Source organism: Pandoraea aquatica (genome assembly GCF_902459565.1).
GTDB classification, from domain to species: Bacteria; Pseudomonadota; Gammaproteobacteria; order Burkholderiales; family Burkholderiaceae; genus Pandoraea; species Pandoraea aquatica.
The window spans coordinates 451,143-466,873 of the sequence record NZ_CABPSN010000002.1; the positions used below are offsets into that span (position 1 = coordinate 451,143).

Annotated in this window: 15 protein-coding genes; 6 read left to right on the top strand and 9 right to left on the bottom strand. The window is 65.5% G+C overall.

What is annotated here, in order from left to right:
* Positions 1 to 25: 25 nt before the first annotated feature.
* Entirely contained in the window at positions 26 to 1,711 is a 1,686-nt protein-coding gene (locus tag PAQ31011_RS07530; protein WP_150575232.1) for an FAD-dependent monooxygenase, read from the bottom strand.
* 195 nt (positions 1,712 to 1,906) lie between these two features.
* Between PAQ31011_RS07530 and PAQ31011_RS07535 the strand changes: the two genes are divergently transcribed.
* On the top strand, positions 1,907 to 2,362 hold the full coding sequence (locus PAQ31011_RS07535; protein ID WP_150575233.1) for a MarR family winged helix-turn-helix transcriptional regulator: 456 nt from the start codon (positions 1,907 to 1,909) through the stop codon (positions 2,360 to 2,362).
* A gap of 88 nt (positions 2,363 to 2,450) precedes the next feature.
* Here PAQ31011_RS07535 and PAQ31011_RS07540 read toward each other — a convergent pair whose 3' ends face one another.
* A complete protein-coding gene (locus PAQ31011_RS07540) occupies positions 2,451 to 4,163 on the bottom strand; it encodes an acid phosphatase (protein ID WP_150575234.1) in 1,713 nt (570 codons plus the stop codon).
* A gap of 286 nt (positions 4,164 to 4,449) precedes the next feature.
* Positions 4,450 to 5,370: a LysR family transcriptional regulator gene (locus tag PAQ31011_RS07545; RefSeq protein ID WP_150575235.1), complete on the bottom strand. Its 921-nt coding sequence runs from the start codon at positions 5,368 to 5,370 to the stop codon at positions 4,450 to 4,452.
* 134 nt (positions 5,371 to 5,504) lie between these two features.
* Here PAQ31011_RS07545 and PAQ31011_RS07550 point away from each other — a divergent pair, with 134 nt between their 5' ends.
* Together PAQ31011_RS07550 and PAQ31011_RS07555 are read left to right on the top strand one after the other, a co-directional pair.
* The gene (locus PAQ31011_RS07550; RefSeq protein ID WP_150575236.1) at positions 5,505 to 6,239 is read left to right on the top strand and encodes a DsbA family protein; all 735 of its coding nucleotides are present in this window, start codon (positions 5,505 to 5,507) and stop codon (positions 6,237 to 6,239) included.
* 53 nt (positions 6,240 to 6,292) lie between these two features.
* Positions 6,293 to 6,913, top strand: coding sequence for an NAD(P)-dependent oxidoreductase (locus tag PAQ31011_RS07555; protein ID WP_150575237.1), 621 nt, complete (start codon positions 6,293 to 6,295; stop codon positions 6,911 to 6,913).
* A gap of 45 nt (positions 6,914 to 6,958) precedes the next feature.
* Here the strand turns inward: PAQ31011_RS07555 and alkB are convergent, their stop codons facing one another.
* From alkB to PAQ31011_RS07580, 5 genes are all read right to left on the bottom strand, one after another.
* Positions 6,959 to 7,618, bottom strand: coding sequence for a DNA oxidative demethylase AlkB (alkB, locus tag PAQ31011_RS07560; protein WP_150575238.1), 660 nt, complete (start codon positions 7,616 to 7,618; stop codon positions 6,959 to 6,961).
* Positions 7,619 to 7,644: 26 nt separating this feature from the next.
* Positions 7,645 to 8,376 (bottom strand): 2OG-Fe(II) oxygenase, encoded by a 732-nt coding sequence (locus PAQ31011_RS07565; protein ID WP_150575239.1) that lies wholly within the window; start codon positions 8,374 to 8,376, stop codon positions 7,645 to 7,647.
* Positions 8,373 to 9,581: a bifunctional DNA-binding transcriptional regulator/O6-methylguanine-DNA methyltransferase Ada gene (gene ada / locus PAQ31011_RS07570; RefSeq protein ID WP_246179435.1), complete on the bottom strand. Its 1,209-nt coding sequence runs from the start codon at positions 9,579 to 9,581 to the stop codon at positions 8,373 to 8,375. The genes PAQ31011_RS07565 and ada overlap by 4 nt, the downstream gene beginning before the upstream one ends.
* Before the next feature lie 97 nt (positions 9,582 to 9,678).
* A complete protein-coding gene (locus PAQ31011_RS07575) occupies positions 9,679 to 10,668 on the bottom strand; it encodes a copper resistance D family protein (protein ID WP_150575240.1) in 990 nt (329 codons plus the stop codon).
* Positions 10,668 to 11,087 (bottom strand): copper resistance CopC family protein, encoded by a 420-nt coding sequence (locus PAQ31011_RS07580; protein WP_150575241.1) that lies wholly within the window; start codon positions 11,085 to 11,087, stop codon positions 10,668 to 10,670. Before PAQ31011_RS07580 ends, PAQ31011_RS07575 begins: the two co-directional genes overlap by 1 nt.
* 723 nt (positions 11,088 to 11,810) lie before the next feature.
* Between PAQ31011_RS07580 and PAQ31011_RS07585 the strand changes: the two genes are divergently transcribed.
* Together PAQ31011_RS07585 and PAQ31011_RS07590 are read left to right on the top strand one after the other, a co-directional pair.
* Complete coding sequence (locus tag PAQ31011_RS07585) at positions 11,811 to 13,067, top strand: GTP-binding protein (RefSeq protein ID WP_150575242.1); 1,257 nt, start codon at positions 11,811 to 11,813, stop codon at positions 13,065 to 13,067.
* A gap of 4 nt (positions 13,068 to 13,071) precedes the next feature.
* Positions 13,072 to 13,566, top strand: a complete 495-nt coding sequence (locus PAQ31011_RS07590; RefSeq protein WP_150575243.1) for a 6-pyruvoyl trahydropterin synthase family protein — start codon at positions 13,072 to 13,074, stop codon at positions 13,564 to 13,566.
* A gap of 194 nt (positions 13,567 to 13,760) precedes the next feature.
* On the opposite strand, the gene PAQ31011_RS07595 is transcribed toward PAQ31011_RS07590, so the two are convergent.
* On the bottom strand, positions 13,761 to 14,480 hold the full coding sequence (locus tag PAQ31011_RS07595) for a pirin family protein (RefSeq protein WP_150575244.1): 720 nt from the start codon (positions 14,478 to 14,480) through the stop codon (positions 13,761 to 13,763).
* A 380-nt stretch (positions 14,481 to 14,860) separates the two neighbouring features.
* Here PAQ31011_RS07595 and PAQ31011_RS07600 point away from each other — a divergent pair, with 380 nt between their 5' ends.
* The gene (locus PAQ31011_RS07600) at positions 14,861 to 15,730 is read left to right on the top strand and encodes a PhzF family phenazine biosynthesis protein (RefSeq protein ID WP_150575245.1); all 870 of its coding nucleotides are present in this window, start codon (positions 14,861 to 14,863) and stop codon (positions 15,728 to 15,730) included.
* Position 15,731 lies beyond the last annotated feature (1 nt).

Consider the following 15,731-nt stretch of genomic DNA (forward strand, 5'->3'; position numbering starts at 1 on the left):
CGAGCTTCCTTGGAGAGCGGGGCGTTCAGGTGAGCGCCGTCGCCTGCGCAAGGGCGCTGGCCAGACGCGGGGCGTCGAGCTGCAACCAACGGGCGCAGATATGGTGATCGGGGCGTACGAGGTACGCCGTGCCATCGGCCGCGCCGTACTTGGCAGCGGCATGGCCTGTCGGGTCGGGCAACGTGAGGTCGGCACCCGCCACGGTGTGCTCGGACAACGCGAAGGCGATGACCTTGACGGGCACGCCGCGCTCGCGCCATGTCACGATGGCCTGACGCAGGGCGTCGTCGAGCGGCGCATCGCCGAACGTCACGAGATGGAACGCCGCGCCGAGATGGTCGTAGAGATAGTCGTTCTCGCCGAGCTTCACGTTCGGCGTCGGCGCGCCGACGGTCGGGCCTGCGGACATCGTCGCGTTGTCGTCGTTCGAGCTGTTGAGCGGCGAGTGACGATAGTCGTGCGCGCGTGACGTGCGCCAGTGGAACAGCGGCCGTACAAACTCATGATCGAGCGAGAGATCGAGCACGGCGTCGCGCAGCACGCGGAATCCGTGCGACGGCGGTGTCATGAAGCGCGTACTCTTGCCCGCTTCCGAAATGATCTCGCGTGCAGCCCCCACTCGGTCGTGCGTGTACGACGCGAGCAACGGCGTCGGGGCCGCACCTTTGACGACGGCCGCGAGTTTCCACGACAGATCGATGGCGTCTTGAAAACCGGTGTTGGCTCCGCGCACGCCGAAGATCGGCAGCAGGTGCGCGGCGTCGCCGGCGAAGAGCACCCGTCCGTGCACGTAGTCGGGCAGCGTCAGCGCGCGCGCCGAGTACACCGAGCACCAGTCGAGTTCCCACGGCTTGCCGCCGAGCCCCATCATGTCGAGTTGCGCGTTGATGCGCGCGCGAATCGTCTCCGGTTGCAGAGCGTGTTCGGACGTCTCGTCGACCGGCAATTGATAGTCCACCCGCCAGATATCGCCCGGCTCACGATGCATCAGCACCGTGTTGCCCGGGTTCCAGTCGGGAGCGAAGAAGGCGAGACGTTCGGTCGGCAGATCGAGGTCGATGCGAATGTCGGCGATGACGAAGCGGCCCTCGTAGCTCGCGCCTTCGAAGCGCAAGCCGAGCGCAGTGCGCACGGTTGAACGTGCACCGTCGGCGGCGACGAGCCAGCTCGTGCGCTGCGTGTACTCGCCCTCGGGCGTATCGATTTGCAGCGCGACGCCTTCGTCGTCCTGCGTCAGTCCGATCAGCTTGTTGCCCCAGCGGATCTCGACGAGCGGCTCGCGCTCGATGGCGTCGACGAGATAGCTCTCGAGCACGTTTTGCTGGAGGTTGATGAGCGGCGCGAAGCGGTCATCCTCATCGACGGGAGACTCCATGCGGAACACGCGCTGGCCGCGATAGTACGAGTTACCGCTCGTCCACGGCAGACCGTTGGCGACGACGGCGTCGGCCACGCCGACCGCTTGCAGAATTTCCTGCGAGCGGCGCGTGAAGACAATCGCGCGACTGCCTTCGGAGACTTGCTGTTCGGCTTGCAGCACAACGCAGCGCACACCGTGACGCGCGAGCGCCAACGCCGTGACCATGCCGATCGGACCGCCGCCCACAATGGTGACGGGCACGGTCGGGGCGTCGCCCTGCGGCGCAAAATGGGGATAGACGCGATACGTGTGATACAGCGACGCGCGCGGGGTGGTCTCTGGTTTATGCATGGTGATGCGGCACCCGAAAAGCCGCTCGGCGCGTGTGTCGTGGGGCCTCGTGTCAGCGGGGAGGCGGCGCAGGCACAGCGCGCGAATGACGAGGAACGTCATCGAGCATTTAGTTGCTAACGCAACAATTCTAGTGTGCTAAGGTTGCGTTCGCAACCAAATATCGACCCATTTCGTCTAGGGGAAAACACTGAAATGCGGCCATCCCACAAATCGCTCGACCAGTTCCTGACGTACAAGATGCACCGCCTGATGAAGCAGCACGACAGGCGTATTGGGCAGTCGTACGCGGACAGTGCGCAGTTGAGTCTGGCGGAATCGCGTGTGCTGGCGGCGGTGGGCACGGCCGGGGCATTGTCGAATTCTGAGCTGGCGCGTCGGGCGAATCTGGACAAAAGCCAGGCGAGCCGTGGGGCGGACGGGCTGGTCACGCGAGGGCTCGTGCGTCGCGCCCCGGACGAACACGACGGTCGCGCCGTCAAAGTGACGCTCACGCCGGAAGGCGAGCGTGTGTGGCGCGTGGTGATCGATGCCGCACGCACGCATTACGAACGGTTGTTCGAAGCGCTGAGCGACGACGAGATGCGTGTGTACGAGCGTCTGCTCGACAAACTGCTGCTGCGCTCGGACGAGCTCGATGAGTTGGAGTGAGCACGAATGACCGCCGCGCCGCGCGCGTCGACACCATGAAAAAGGGCACCCGAAGGTGCCCTTTTTTTATCGCTGACCGCAGCGCCGATTACGCGAAGTTCAGCGTCTTCGTCAGGTCGCCCGGCGGGTTCGTGCCGCGCGCTGCGAAGGCGGCGTTGCGATACGCGATGCCTTCGAGCGTCGGCAGATCGTGCAGACGCGTGACGAAACGCAGGACCGACGTGGTGTCGTAAAACGTGTGATCGACGTTGCCGCGCTTGGCGAACGGCGACACGACGATGGCCGGAATGCGCGAGCCCGGACCCCAGCGGTCGCCCTTCGGGGGGGCTACGTGATCCCACCAGCCGCCGTTCTCGTCATACGTGATCACGACCACCATGTTGTTCCACTGCGGCGACTTCATCAGGTGCGCGAGCACGTTCGCCACGTGCTGGTCGCCGGACTCCACGTCCGAATAGCCCGCGTGCTGATTCAGGTTGCCTTGCGGCTTGTAGAACGTGACGGCGGGGAGCTTGCCTGCAATCGCGTCGGCGATGAATTTGTTCGAGATCGGGCTGTCGCCTTCACCACCATCGCGCAGGTGCGCCTCGCGTGCTGCCGTGCCCGGTGCGAACTGGGCGAAGTAGTTGAGCGGCTGATGGTGGTACTGGAAGTTCGGCTTGTCCGCGCCGCCCTTGTGATCGAGCGCCGATTGCCATGCGCCCGCATACCACGCCCACGATACCCCCTTCGTCGAGAGCAGGTCGCCGATGGTGGCGTAGTTCTGCGGCGGTAGCGTCGCCGGGTTCGACGGATCGGCCAGACGCTTGTCGCCCGACGCGGCCGGTTTGATCGGCGACGGCTGATACGCCGGCATCATCGTGTTCACGGCGAAGTTGTCCGGCGTGATCGCACCGTCACGCACGAACTTCGGCTTGCCGTCGGCAGCCGATGCGGGCGAGTCGGGCGCAATCGCGAGACGCACACCCTGCGGGCCGTCGGCCAGCACGGCGACCTTGTCCTTGGCCGGGCTTTGCGCGGCGTTCGGATACATCGGCGGGCGTGCCGTCACGAGGAACTGGTGGTTCAGGAACGAGCCGCCGAAGGCCGCCATGAAGAAGTTGTCGCACATCGTGTACTGCTGCGCGATCTTGTACATGTCGAGCGTCTTGGCCGTGTCGCCGTAATAGCCCATCACCAGGCCGCCCGAGTCGGCCCACGCGGCGAACTGGTTGTTCGCGCCGTCGTTGATCTGCATCTGGTTCTGCCAGAACAGGTGCCACAGGTCGCGCGTGATGACCGACTCCGGCAGCAGCTTGCCCTCGATGTCCTTGAGCATGAACGGTGCGTTCGGCTGGCGCGCGATGTCCTTCTCGGTGATGTGGTACTTCTTGCCGCCGATCATCTGCGAGCGCGGCACCAGACCGTCGAACACCGGCGGGAGCAGCGACATCGGCGTCTTGCCGTCGCGATCGAGCTGGGTGTAGCTCGATGCGGCCACCTTCGACAGCGGCTTCTCGATGCCGGGGAAGTCGGCGAATAGGTTGTTGAAGCTGCGGTTCTCGAGATAGATCACGACGACCGTCTTCACATTGGCCTTGAGCTGGGCGTCGAACGTGCCGCCTGCGGCGACGGCGGTCGGCGCACCGGCACCGCCTTCGGTCGCGCAGCCGCTCAGCGAAGCGCCAGCGGCACCGGCGGCACCGATGGCGGCCAGGCCTTGCAGAATGCGGCGACGCTGCGGATTCGTCGGATCGTCGTCGTGCGAGAGGTCGGCGTCGAGTGCCGGATCGTGCGGCTGGGGCGTGGTGTCGTGCGTCATGATGTCCTTGTTTGACGTGTCGGGCAGTGGGGCGCGCGTAAGCGCCCGCGACCGGTCGGCAAGGACTGACGGGCAGGGACCGCAGGTGACTACGGAACCTTAACGTGTCGGCTTGCCCGGGCGGGCGAGGCAAGCGACGTTTGTACGCGGTGAATGTGACATTTCGGTGACATCGTCGATGCGTCACGCAGTGTGAAACAGGTCGGGGCCGTCGCGCTTGCAGATCGCGCCGAACCTTAATGAGACGATGAGCCTGACGATGCGCGAGCGGTGGCGTCCGGATCGACTAGACGGCCTGACGTCCCGGATAGCCCGTGTCCTGAAAGAGCCCCGTCTGGAATTGCCCGACCAGATCGTCGAGCAGCGCGCGCAGGGCGCTGGGCATCTGCTTGCGCGAGATGTAGACGCCGTAGACGGTCATTTCGCGCGGCACGTAATCGGGTAGCAGCGCGACAAGCGAACCGTCACGCAGGTGCGGCAGCGCCGAGTAGACCGGCTGCATCGAAATACCTGCGCCTGCGAGCGTCGCGGCGAACACCACGTTCACTTCATTGGCCGACAGATTGCCGCCCACGGGCACGCCGAGGGGCACGCCGTCGTGCGTGAACTGCCAGAGGCTCTTGCCGAAGTAGGTGTACGTCAGGCAGTTGTGCAGCGCGAGGTCTTCGGCGCGCGTCGGTGTGCCATGACGTTGCAGATAGGACGGCGCGGCGCAGATGACGGAATGGCACGTCGCAAGCTTGCGGGCGATGAGGCCGGGAGACGGCTCGGTCGTCACGCGAATGGCGAGGTCTATGCGCTCGTCTACCAGATCGACGGTGCGGTCCGCGACCACGAGATCGATCGCCACGCCGGGGTGCTTCACGATGAAGCGCGTAACGGCGGCGGCCAGAAACGCCTGCCCGAGCGACGTGCTGCACGCGACACGCAACAGGCCGCGCGGCGTGCTGTCGGCGTTCGATGCGCACGCCAGATCGTCCGCGATGCCGAGCATTTCGCGGCAGCGCGGCAGGGCGTCGTTACCTGCATCGGTCAAGCTCACGGCGCGGGTTGTCCGATGCAGCAGGCGGGTGCCGAGCCATGCTTCGAGTTCGGCGAGGTAGCGCGAGACCATCGCACGCGACATATCGAGCCGCTGTGCCGCCGCCGTCAGCGAGCCGCGCTCCGCCACTTCCGTAAAGACCCGCATCGCCGTCAGACGGTCCATGATTTGCTCGATCGATGCAACAAAGTGATCGTCATTATGGGCTTTTTTTGCGCGAGTGGCGCGACTACGATGGCAGTCATGGAAAGCGCGAAATCGTCGTTGACGTCCGCGCTGCAACACACAGGAACCTCACCATGACTTCGGCTACCTCGCAAACGACGCATCAAGCCACGTTGCATTACATCGCCGACCCGCTGTGCGGCTGGTGCTACGCCGCCGCGCCCCTCGTGCGTGCTGCGCGCGACGTGGCCGGTCTCGACGTCGCGTTTCACGGCGGCGGCATGATGGCGGGCCCGAACGCACAGCCCGTCACGCCGCAGCTGCGCAACTACGTCATGCCGCACGATCACCGGATCGCATCGTTGACCGGCCAGCCGTTCGGCGACGCCTACTTCGACGGTCTTCTGCGTGACGGCACCGCCGTATTCGATTCAGCACCGCCCACAGCCGCCGTGCTGGCGGCCGAAGCGCTCGCGGGACGCGGCCTCGACATGTTCGCCGCCGTGCAGCGCGCGCATTACGTCGACGGCAAACGCATCGCCGATCGCGATGTGCTGGTCGATCTCGCGGCGGACCTCGGGCTGGACCGCGACGCCTTCGGCAAAGCACTCGACGCACAGGACACCAACGCGCTCATGCAGCACTTCCGCGATAGCCGCGCATGGCTCACGCGTCTGGGCGGCAGCGGTTTCCCGACGTTCGCGCTGGAGATCGACGGCCAGTTGGAACGGCTCGAACCCGGCCGCTATCTCGGTCAGCCGGATGCCTGGCGCGATGCGCTGCGCGAGCGTCTGCTGGCGGTGCAGCCCACCGCCGTTGGCGACGCTGGCACGTTGCCGCAATGCGGCCCCGACGGCTGCGCAATCTGAATCACCCGAATTTCACCCGCAAGTCATCCCCCCTCATCCGCAGGAGCATCCTGATGAAAGTCGCACTGATTGGTATCACTGGCCGCGTCGGTACGCGCGTTGCCGAAGAACTGCTGCAACGTGGTCACACGGTCACGGGCATCGCCCGGAATCCGGAGCGTGTCGAAGCTGAGCAAGGTCTCACCGTCGCGCACGGCGACGCGTCCGATCCGTCGTCGCTCGCGCCGCTGCTCGCCGGTCACGATGCCGTGATCAGCGCCGGTCGCTTTGTCTCGATGGACGCCGCCAAACTCGTCGACGCCGTGAAGCGCGCAGGCGTGCCGCGTCTGCTGGTGGTGGGCGGTGCGGGCAGTCTCGAGATCGCACCGGGCAAGGCGCTCATCGACACGCCGGAATTCCCGGACGCGTACAAGCCCGAAGCGAGTGCCGGTCGCGTCTTCCTGGAAGTGTTGCGCGCCGAGCCGAAGGATTCGGCGCTGAACTGGACGTTCCTGTCGCCGTCGGCGCTGTTCGAGCCGGGCGAGCGCACGGGCAAGTTCCGCATCGGTGGCGATGGCCTGCTCGTCGACGCCAACGGCAAGAGCTGGATCTCGATGGAAGACTACGCGATTGCGCTGGTCGACGAGCTTGAGAAGAACCAGCACCCGCGCGCGCGTTTCACGGTCGGCTATTGAGACGAGGCAGGCAGGTGACGCTGACGCGCGGGGTGATCACGACGATCAGCGCGCCTGCCGGAACGTGAGGTTGTAACGCACGGCTTGCGCGTCGAAGCTGCCTTCGACGCTCGCAATGCCGTGATAGACGAGTCGTGAGGGACCGCCCCACACGACCACGTCTCCCGGCTCCAGCCGCACGCGCCGCGTGCGGTCTCCCCTTTGCAGACCGCCCCACAGGAAGACCGCGGGCAAGCCTAGCGAGACAGACACGATAGGCGCGCCCAACTCGCGTTCGTCGCGATCCTGATGCAACGTCAGTCGCGCGTCGAGCGTATAGCGGTTGATGAGGCACGCATCGGGCGAGAAGTCACGATAGCCGGCCGCCTCGGACGCGTCGCTTGCGAGCGAGACGAACGACGCTGGCATCGCAGGCCACGGCTGCTTTGAGAGCGGATCGTGCGTGCCGTACCGATAACCCATCTTGTCGCTGATCCATCCCACGTCGCCGCAATTGGTCATGGCCACCGACATCCGCTTGCCGCCCGGCGTCAGCCAGTGACGCAACGGCGCCTGCGCAATCACCGCATCGATATCCGTTTGCAGCGCAGCGAGACGCGAACGGGCAAAGCCGCGCAGCACAAACGCGCCCGGACCGAGTTCGTCGGCTTGGGGTGCGTTGGTGGTGTCGTCGTCGGCATCGTTGCCGAAGAGGTCGAGCGTCATTGCGATGTCAGAGGAGGCGGTGGATGTCAGGTCGCGTCGTGCAGGATCACGCCGAGCGTGTGGCGATGGCCGCTGCGCACACGGCTCACGCCGTGCCGCATGTTCACGCGATACACGCCGCGTGTGCCATTCACTGGCCGGTGATGCACAGCGAAGACGACCGCGTCGCCGCGCGTGAGCGGCACCACTTCGGCACGTGACTGCATGCGCGGACGTTGCTCCGTCAGCACGAACTCACCACCGGTGAAGTCCTCGCCGGGCTGCGACAGCAGAATCGCCGCCTGTAACGGGAAGACATGCTCCCCATAGAGATCCTGATGCAGGCAATTGTAGTCGCCGGCTTCGTATCGCAAAAGCAACGGTGTCGGGCGGCGCTGACCGGCGTCATGGCATTGCGCGAGATAGGCGCGATGCGTCGGCGGATAGCGGGTGTCGATGCCCATGACCTTGTACCAGCGGTGCGCAATGTCACGTAGCGGCGCGTAGAACGCTTCGCGCAATTCGGCGACGAGCGGCGGCAGCGGGTAGGCGAAATACTGATATTCACCTTGCCCGAAGCCGTGACGTGCCATCACGATCCGGCTGCGAAACCGTTCGGATGTCGGTGTGGTGCCGGTGCGTCCGTTCGTCTGCCCGTACATTTCGCACAGCGCTGCGCACTCGTCGGCATTGAGCAGGTTAGGAATGCGGGCTGCGCCGAAAGCGTTCAGTTCGTCTTCCAGCGCGGCCCAGTCGAGCGACGTCACACGAACGCTCACAGCTTCACCTTGGCCGAACGATGGTCGCTGTCGTGTCGCTCGCTCCGTTCTTCATGCTCGTGCACGAGCAGCGCGCGTTTGCGCTCCACGCCCCAGCGGTAGCCCGACAGCGCGCCGTCGTTACGCACGATGCGGTGACACGGAATCGCCACGGCGAGGGTGTTGGACGCACACGCCTGCGCCACGGCGCGCACGGCACGCGGCGAGCCGATGCGCTCGGCGATCTGGGCGTAGCTCGCCGTCTCGCCTGCGGGCACGTCGCGCAACGCTTGCCACACACGCTGCTGGAACGCGGTGCCGCGCACGTCGAGCGGCAACGACAGGCCGATGTGCGGCGACTCGACGAAGCCGACCACCTGCGCCACCCAGCGCTCGAATTCGGCATCCGCGCCGACGAGTTCCGCCTTGGGGAAGCGATCCTGCAATTCGCGCACGAGTGCGTCGGGATCGTCGCCCAGCGAAATCGCACACAGACCGCGCGAAGTCGCCGCCACGAGCAATGCGCCGAGCGAGCACTGTGCGACGGCAAAACGGATCGACTCCGCCTTGCCGCCCGCGCGGAAGGCCGCAGGTTTCATGCCGAGCAGGGCGTCGGCGCTGGCGTAGAAGCGGCCGTTGGAGTTGAAGCCGGCGTCGTAAAAGGCCGATGTGACGCTGTCCGCTTCAGGCAACGCGTCACGCACGCGTTCTGCGCGGCGGGCGTTCGCATAGCCACGTGGCGTCACCCCCGTCACCGAGCGAAAGAGCCGGTGAAAGTAGTGCGGGCTGAGTCCTGCCTCTGCGGCGAGCGTTTCGAGCGACGGCGGCACCTCGGCTGCCTCGATGCGGCGGCAGGCGGCGGTCACCAGCGCGGCATGACGCGCGTCGAGCGCGCCCTGATCGGGCTTGCAGCGTTTGCAGGGACGAAAGCCCGCGCGCTCGGCCGCCGCCATATCCGTGTGGAAAGCAACGTTTTCGCGGCGGGCCAGCCGCGCACCACACGACGGACGGCAAAACACGCCGGTCGTGCGCACGGAGTAGAAGAATTCGCCGTCCGCCTGCTTGTCGCGCGCCACGACGGCAGCCCACTTGGCGTCGTCGGTGGCGTAGCGGGACGTTGCCGGTCCCGTGCGCTTATCCGACGATTTACCGTGCGAGGCGTCGTTGTCGTGCAGGTCGCGGTGCTTGGGGGACGGACGTTTGGCGGTCATAGGATAGAAGTGCATCACAAGGATCTCCCGAGGGCTGATGACTGGCTTTCAGTCTAGGGAGACGGCCGCGATGCTGCGCTCCGTTTCTTGCTATCGAATTCGAAGTCCTTCGTCAGACGCCCGGCGGCATGGTCGTGCCGAGCTTCGCGGCGAAGCTCATCACCATCACCAGCACAAGGGCCTCGATCGCGACCACGCGTGCGAAGGCGCTCGTATCGAGCGTCGTATCGCCGGTGTCGAGCGCGAGACGCGGCAGAAAGTGCCAGCGGTTCCACGCCCCCAGCAACGCCGCACACGCCACGAGGACCAGCTTCGTGATCAGCCACGCCAGATAAGGGGCATTCTGCGCGCTGAACCAGAGCGACGCATTCTCACCGAGCGTGCGCCATGCGTTGAACGCGCCGGTGACGAGCGCGACGAGCATCGCCAGCGTGGCGACCGACGACAATCGCTCGCCGTAGGCGGCACGTGCCCCGACGGGCCAGTGACGCCAGCCCGGGATCACACATCCGGCGACCAGCACCACGCCCGTCCACGACGCCGCCGCTGCCACGTGCAGCGTATGCACGCCGATGGCGAGCCACGGCATCGACGCATCGGCAGCGTGTCCCGTGCTCGCGCGCGCAAGCGCAAGAATCACGGCACCGGCGGCATAGATCCACCGGCCGTACCGTTCCTGAAGATGCTCTCGACGGTGATGCCGATCGCGCGGGTCGTCGGCAATCGGCATGACGGCGCGCAGACGCCGCCGCGCTTCGTACCATGTCCACGCGCCCACGCACAGCAGTGCCGCACCGATGGCGGCCACCCACTGGGCGCGACCGAAATGCGTCTGCGTGAGCACGACCCACACGTCGCTGAACATCGCCGACGAATCTTCCCATTCGCCACCCGTCATCGCCTCCGTGCTTGCCAGCACGTAGGCGATCCACGCGAGCACGGCCAGCCCGGCCGCGAACGCAGGCAGCACGCGCCGCGTGAGGCCACTGCGCACCGCATGCGGGCTGCGCAACAGCAACACGCCGAGGGCCAGTGCCAGCGCGAGATTCAGCAAGCCCGCCGTGGCGGGCTGCCAGGTGCCGGCGGCCAGATCTGCCGGCATCACTTCACGGTGAACTTGAAGCTGCCCTGGGTACGGTGACCGTCGCTCGCCACGGCCACCCAGTTCGCCTGATAGTCCCCGGCGGCGAGTGTCGGGACGGCGAGCGTGAGCGTCTTGCGAGCGGCATCGAGTTCGGGCTTGGCCTGCGTGACGGCGTTGCCCTTGGCGTCGACGACGGTGAGCTTCGAGAGCGCGCCTTCGAGCGCCGAGTCGAACGTTACACGCACCGATTTCGGTGCTTCGACGGTGGTCTGTGCGGCCGGTTCGCTCGACGCGATGTGCGCGTGCGCCCAGGCCCCCTGCGACAAGCTGGCCAGTCCAATGACAGCGGCAACAGTAAGCCCCTGCGTCGCGCGACGCAGCGCACCGGTTGCACGACGGGCCTGAACAGCGGAGGAAGCAATGTTGGAAGTGCGCATATCGAATTCGGCTAAAGAGACGGAAACGTGTTGAGTGGTTCTGAGTGCGGCCACCCGGCAGCGGCGGCCCGCGAGGATTGTCGAACTGCGTGAGCCAACCGTCAGAGGCAATGGCGCCCAAAGCACACCGGCGCGCCGCTCGCGCAGTATCGCAGACCTTGCAGACAGGCGCAGCGGCCTGCCGGTTCCACCGCCGGACGGCGTGCGCGGCATCATGTCGCGCCCTTGCCGGGTCGATAACCCGTCGATAGCGCGTCGATGTCGAATCCCCTGTGACGTAGGGCGCGGGGGCGAACGTCCGGACCGAAACCTGTGGGTTATGTGCAACTGAGTTGCAAAACAAGATGGCTCGCCGTATCATCGCGCCATATTGCAACTCTGTTGCATTTAATCGGCTGCTGAGTTGGCCCCTTTATTTGGCTGAAGACGAATCCGCGACGGCGCGCCAGAGGAGTGTGAAACGCGCGTCGTCTGAGCGTCGATGTCGGCTCCGGCCGCGCGATGTCCGGTGAATGACTGGCATCGCCACGAATGCGCGCTGACGCGCCAGCTTTTGACGTGACGCTGCGCCGGTCCCCCCGACGGCGCGCGCCAACGGCGTCACGCCTTGCCGTACCGGTCAACCCAGGCACCGGTGTGGCAGCACCCGCCTCCAGTGGGGCGACGTCGGCGCGCATCCTTCGGGCGAACGCATGCCCCACAAGACCACAGGACTTTGTTGTCATGACTCACCCTCTCTCCCAAAGCGGCGGCGCTTCCGCTGCCGATAGCCGTCTGCCCGTCACCGTCCTTTCCGGATTCCTCGGTGCAGGCAAAACCACGCTGCTCAACCATGTGCTGCGCAATCGCGACGGCCTGCGCGTAGCGGTCCTCGTCAACGACATGAGCGAAGTCAACATCGACGCATCGTTCGTCGAGCGAGGCGCGAGCAACGCTGGGGCGGCGCTTTCGCGTACGGAAGAACGCCTCGTCGAGATGAGCAACGGCTGCATCTGCTGCACGTTGCGCGAAGACTTGTTGATCGCCGTGCGCGAACTCGCACAGGACGGCCGCTTCGACTATCTGCTGATCGAATCGACGGGCATTGCCGAGCCGATGCCGGTGGCCGCCACGTTCGAGTTCCGCGACGAAGCGGGGCAGTCGCTTGCCGACATTGCGCGTCTGGACACGATGGTGACCGTTGTCGACGCCTTGCACGTGCTGAAGGACTTCAACGGGCTGGACACGCTGGCGCAACGTGGTGAAGTCGCCGGTGAGGAAGACGAGCGCCGTCTCGCAGAGTTGCTGACCGAGCAGATCGAGTTCGCCGATGTGGTCGTGGTGAGCAAGGTGGATTGCGTCGACGCGTTGCAACTCGATGCCGTCAAGGCACTCATCACCGGTCTCAATCCGTCCGCCAAGATCGTGCTGGGCGAGCGCGGTCAGGTGCCGCTGAACGAAGTGCTGGGGACTGGCCTGTTCGACCCCGTGCGCGCGGAGCAGATGGCCGGTTGGGCGCAAGCGCTCGTGGGCGAACACGATTCGGAAGCGGATACGTACGGCGTGACGAGTTTCGTGCTGCGTCAGCGCGAGCCGATGCATCCGGCGCGTTTCGCGGCATTCATGTCGATGCCGTTCGACGGACTCATTCGCGCGAAGGGCTACGTCTGGGCGGCTAATCGTCCGGCATGGGCGCTCGCTTACTCGCGCGCAGGCAATACGGCGACGCTGGAGTCGGTCGGCCAATGGTGGGCTGCGGCCGATCCGGATTTGTGGCCGCCCGCGGGCGACCCGCAACGCACGGCCATCGAATCGAACTGGGAAGCGCCGTGGGGTGACCGCATCAACGAAGTGGTGTTCATCGGGCGCGATCTGGATCGCGATGCCATCGAAAAGGCATTCAGCGCTTGCCACCTGAGCGCCGTCGAACTCGCGCAGGGCGATAAGGCGTGGCGTGACGACGAGCACGCCCTGCCGCTGGAAATGGCCGACGAGGCGTGAGCGCATGAGTCGTACCCACGCGGGGAAGCCGGGCGGGCCGCGCGAGCGCGCGTTGAAGCGAACGCCTGAGCCGTCAGAGCGGAGTGCGCGCTCGCACGCCACCCCCGAGACGCGCGCGCAGTTCACGTTGTCGCGCAGCTTTGTGTTCGAGGCGGCGCACACACTGAACCGCCGTGACATCGATCCGCCGAGCATGGATGCGAGTCGTCGCATCCACGGGCACAGCTATCGCGCGACGGTGGAAGTCACCGGCGCGCCGATGAGCGAATCGGGCATGGTGCTCGATCTGGCGCAACTCGACACGGCCCTTACGCGGGTGAGCGAACGCCTCGATCACCGTCTGCTGGACGATGTCGCCGGACTCGGTCCGGCAACGCTGGAGAATCTCTGCGCGTTTATCTGGCGCGCACTCGCGCCGCATCTCGTGGGGCTGTCGCGAGTTACCGTGAGTCGCGATGCCCGCGGGGACGCCTGCTCGCTCTCGATGCGCGACGCCTAAAGCGCGCTCGCTTGTCGACGCTCGATCGCGTTCGTCGACGCTAGAAAAAGATGCGGCCGGCACCGTGAGGTACCGGCCGCGTGGGCACCGAGGGAAGGCGGTGCCCGAGGTGTGGCGCACGGCGGGAAGCTGCCCGTACGCCACGACCACCGTTGCCGACCCGCGCGATCAGCGCGATCTGCACGATCCGCGCCTTAGAAATCAGGCGTTTCCACCGGACGCAGGTCGAACACAAGCACTTCGGCATCGTTGCCGCCGGACAGCGTGAGTGCCGTCTCATCGCGCACTCGTACACCATCCCCTTCACCCAGCGCCACACCATTCACGCTCACACTGCCGCGTGCCACATGCACGTAGGCGTAGCGGTTCGGTGCGAGCGTCAGCGTGGCCGACTCGTCACCGTCGAACAGCCCGGCGTACACGCGCGCATCCTGATGGATGTGCAGCGAGTTGTCGCTGCCGTCCGGCGAGATGATCTTGCGCAGCTGGCCGCGCTTTTCTTCCGCCGTGAAGCGTTGTTGCTGATACTCCGGTGCGATGCCCGTCTGGTTCGGCACGATCCAGATTTGCAGGAAGTGCACCGATTCGGTCTTCGAGTGGTTGAACTCGCTGTGCGCCACGCCGCGGCCTGCGCTCATCAACTGCACGTCGCCCGGCTCGATCACGGAACCCGTGCCCATGGTGTCCTGGTGTTCGAGCGCGCCTTCGAGCACGTACGAGAAGATCTCCATGTCGCGGTGCGGGTGCTTGCCGAAGCCCTGTGCCGGTGCCACGCGGTCGTCGTTGATCACCAGCAGATCGGAGAAGCCGACTTGCTTCGGATCGTAGTAATTCGCGAACGAGAACGTGTGGTGCGAGTTCAGCCAGCCATGGTTGGCAACGCCTCGGTCTGCAGCTTTTCTGATGTCCAGCATGATGGGCTCCTGTCACTTCATCGTTTGGTTAGGAGGCTGTGTTGGCCTCGATGAATGACATTTTAGAGTCCCCTGAGAGAACCACAATCCATCTGATTTGAGAATTATTGTCTCGCTATGGTTGTCAATTGATCGACGCTGATTCCAGCGTGTTTTCAACCCGGAGATCGGACGATTCCGAGGGCCGGGGGTGCAAAACACCGAAAGTGAGCGTTAGCGCGGCGCGGGACGCCCGTGCTGCGGCGCGATGTGCGAGACTACGAGCCTTCTTTCGAAAGGCCAGACGACCGGCCAACCGGCGGTGGCCCGTGCTCACGAAGCATGGGTGGCCGCATCAATGTTCGATTCCGTCACGATCCACCTCTTACTGGAGCATCGCCATGAGTCGCAGTTACGCATTCCGTATCGTCAATGTCTTCGCCGAATCCACGTTCGGCGGCAATCCGTTGTGCGTGTTCGAAGACGCGCGCGGCATGAGCGACGAGGAAATGCGATTGCTGGCCCGTCAGTTCAACCTGTCCGAGACGACGTTCATTCTTCCCTCGGAGACGGCCGACGCTCACGTGCGCATTTTCACCCCTGGCTACGAAATGCGTTTCGCGGGCCATCCGACGCTTGGCACCGCGCACGTGCTGCGTTCGCTGCGCGGTCTGGGCGATAACGTCACGCTTCAGTTCGCCGCCGGTCTCGTGCCGGTGCAGGCGCAGGGCGATCACTGGACGCTGACCGCACCGTCGTCGGGCGAGCCGAAGATCCAGAAGGCCACCGAAGCGGATTCGGATATCGCCGCGCTCGTGCGCCTGAGCCGCGACGATCTCGCGCAGTCGCCGCAGTGGGTCGATACCGGGGCCGATCAGCTGCTGATCCCGGTGCGCGATGCCGACGCCGTCGCCCGCGCCCAGCCCGACAGTGCCAAGCTGGAGCGCTGGCCGCTCTCGAGCCTTGAGCGCAAGACGGGTTATGTGTTCTCCATCGACGATCGCCAGGGCAACGAGTTGCAGGTCACCGCGCGTTACTTCTTCACCACACAGGGTGGCGGTGTCAGCGAAGATCCGGGCACGGGTTCGGCATGCGCCAATCTGGGTGGCTGGCTGATCGGGCAGGGCTATCCGCTGCCCGTGCGCGCGCGCGTGTCGCAGGGCGACGCTATCGAGCGTGCGTGCCGTCTGACGCTCGAAGTCACCGCGGACCGCGAGATTCGTGTGGGCGGCAACGTCATTGAAATCGCGCGTGGCGAGGTCACGCTGTAAG

Bases quoted from the DNA above. Each gene is read 5' to 3' on its own strand.
- PAQ31011_RS07535 (WP_150575233.1), top strand. From the start codon at position 1,907: ATGCGGCCATCCCACAAATCGCTCGACCAGTTCCTGACGTACAAGATG.
- PAQ31011_RS07580 (WP_150575241.1), bottom strand. From the start codon at position 11,087: ATGCGCACTTCCAACATTGCTTCCTCCGCTGTTCAGGCCCGTCGTGCA.
- PAQ31011_RS07585 (WP_150575242.1), top strand. From the start codon at position 11,811: ATGACTCACCCTCTCTCCCAAAGCGGCGGCGCTTCCGCTGCCGATAGC.
- PAQ31011_RS07540 (WP_150575234.1), bottom strand. From the start codon at position 4,163: ATGACGCACGACACCACGCCCCAGCCGCACGATCCGGCACTCGACGCC.
- PAQ31011_RS07550 (WP_150575236.1), top strand. From the start codon at position 5,505: ATGACTTCGGCTACCTCGCAAACGACGCATCAAGCCACGTTGCATTAC.
- PAQ31011_RS07575 (WP_150575240.1), bottom strand. From the start codon at position 10,668: ATGCCGGCAGATCTGGCCGCCGGCACCTGGCAGCCCGCCACGGCGGGC.
- PAQ31011_RS07595 (WP_150575244.1), bottom strand. From the start codon at position 14,480: ATGCTGGACATCAGAAAAGCTGCAGACCGAGGCGTTGCCAACCATGGC.
- PAQ31011_RS07530 (WP_150575232.1), bottom strand. From the start codon at position 1,711: ATGCATAAACCAGAGACCACCCCGCGCGCGTCGCTGTATCACACGTAT.
- PAQ31011_RS07600 (WP_150575245.1), top strand. From the start codon at position 14,861: ATGAGTCGCAGTTACGCATTCCGTATCGTCAATGTCTTCGCCGAATCC.
- ada (WP_246179435.1), bottom strand. From the start codon at position 9,581: ATGCACTTCTATCCTATGACCGCCAAACGTCCGTCCCCCAAGCACCGC.
- PAQ31011_RS07555 (WP_150575237.1), top strand. From the start codon at position 6,293: ATGAAAGTCGCACTGATTGGTATCACTGGCCGCGTCGGTACGCGCGTT.
- PAQ31011_RS07590 (WP_150575243.1), top strand. From the start codon at position 13,072: ATGAGTCGTACCCACGCGGGGAAGCCGGGCGGGCCGCGCGAGCGCGCG.
- PAQ31011_RS07545 (WP_150575235.1), bottom strand. From the start codon at position 5,370: ATGGACCGTCTGACGGCGATGCGGGTCTTTACGGAAGTGGCGGAGCGC.
- alkB (WP_150575238.1), bottom strand. From the start codon at position 7,618: ATGACGCTCGACCTCTTCGGCAACGATGCCGACGACGACACCACCAAC.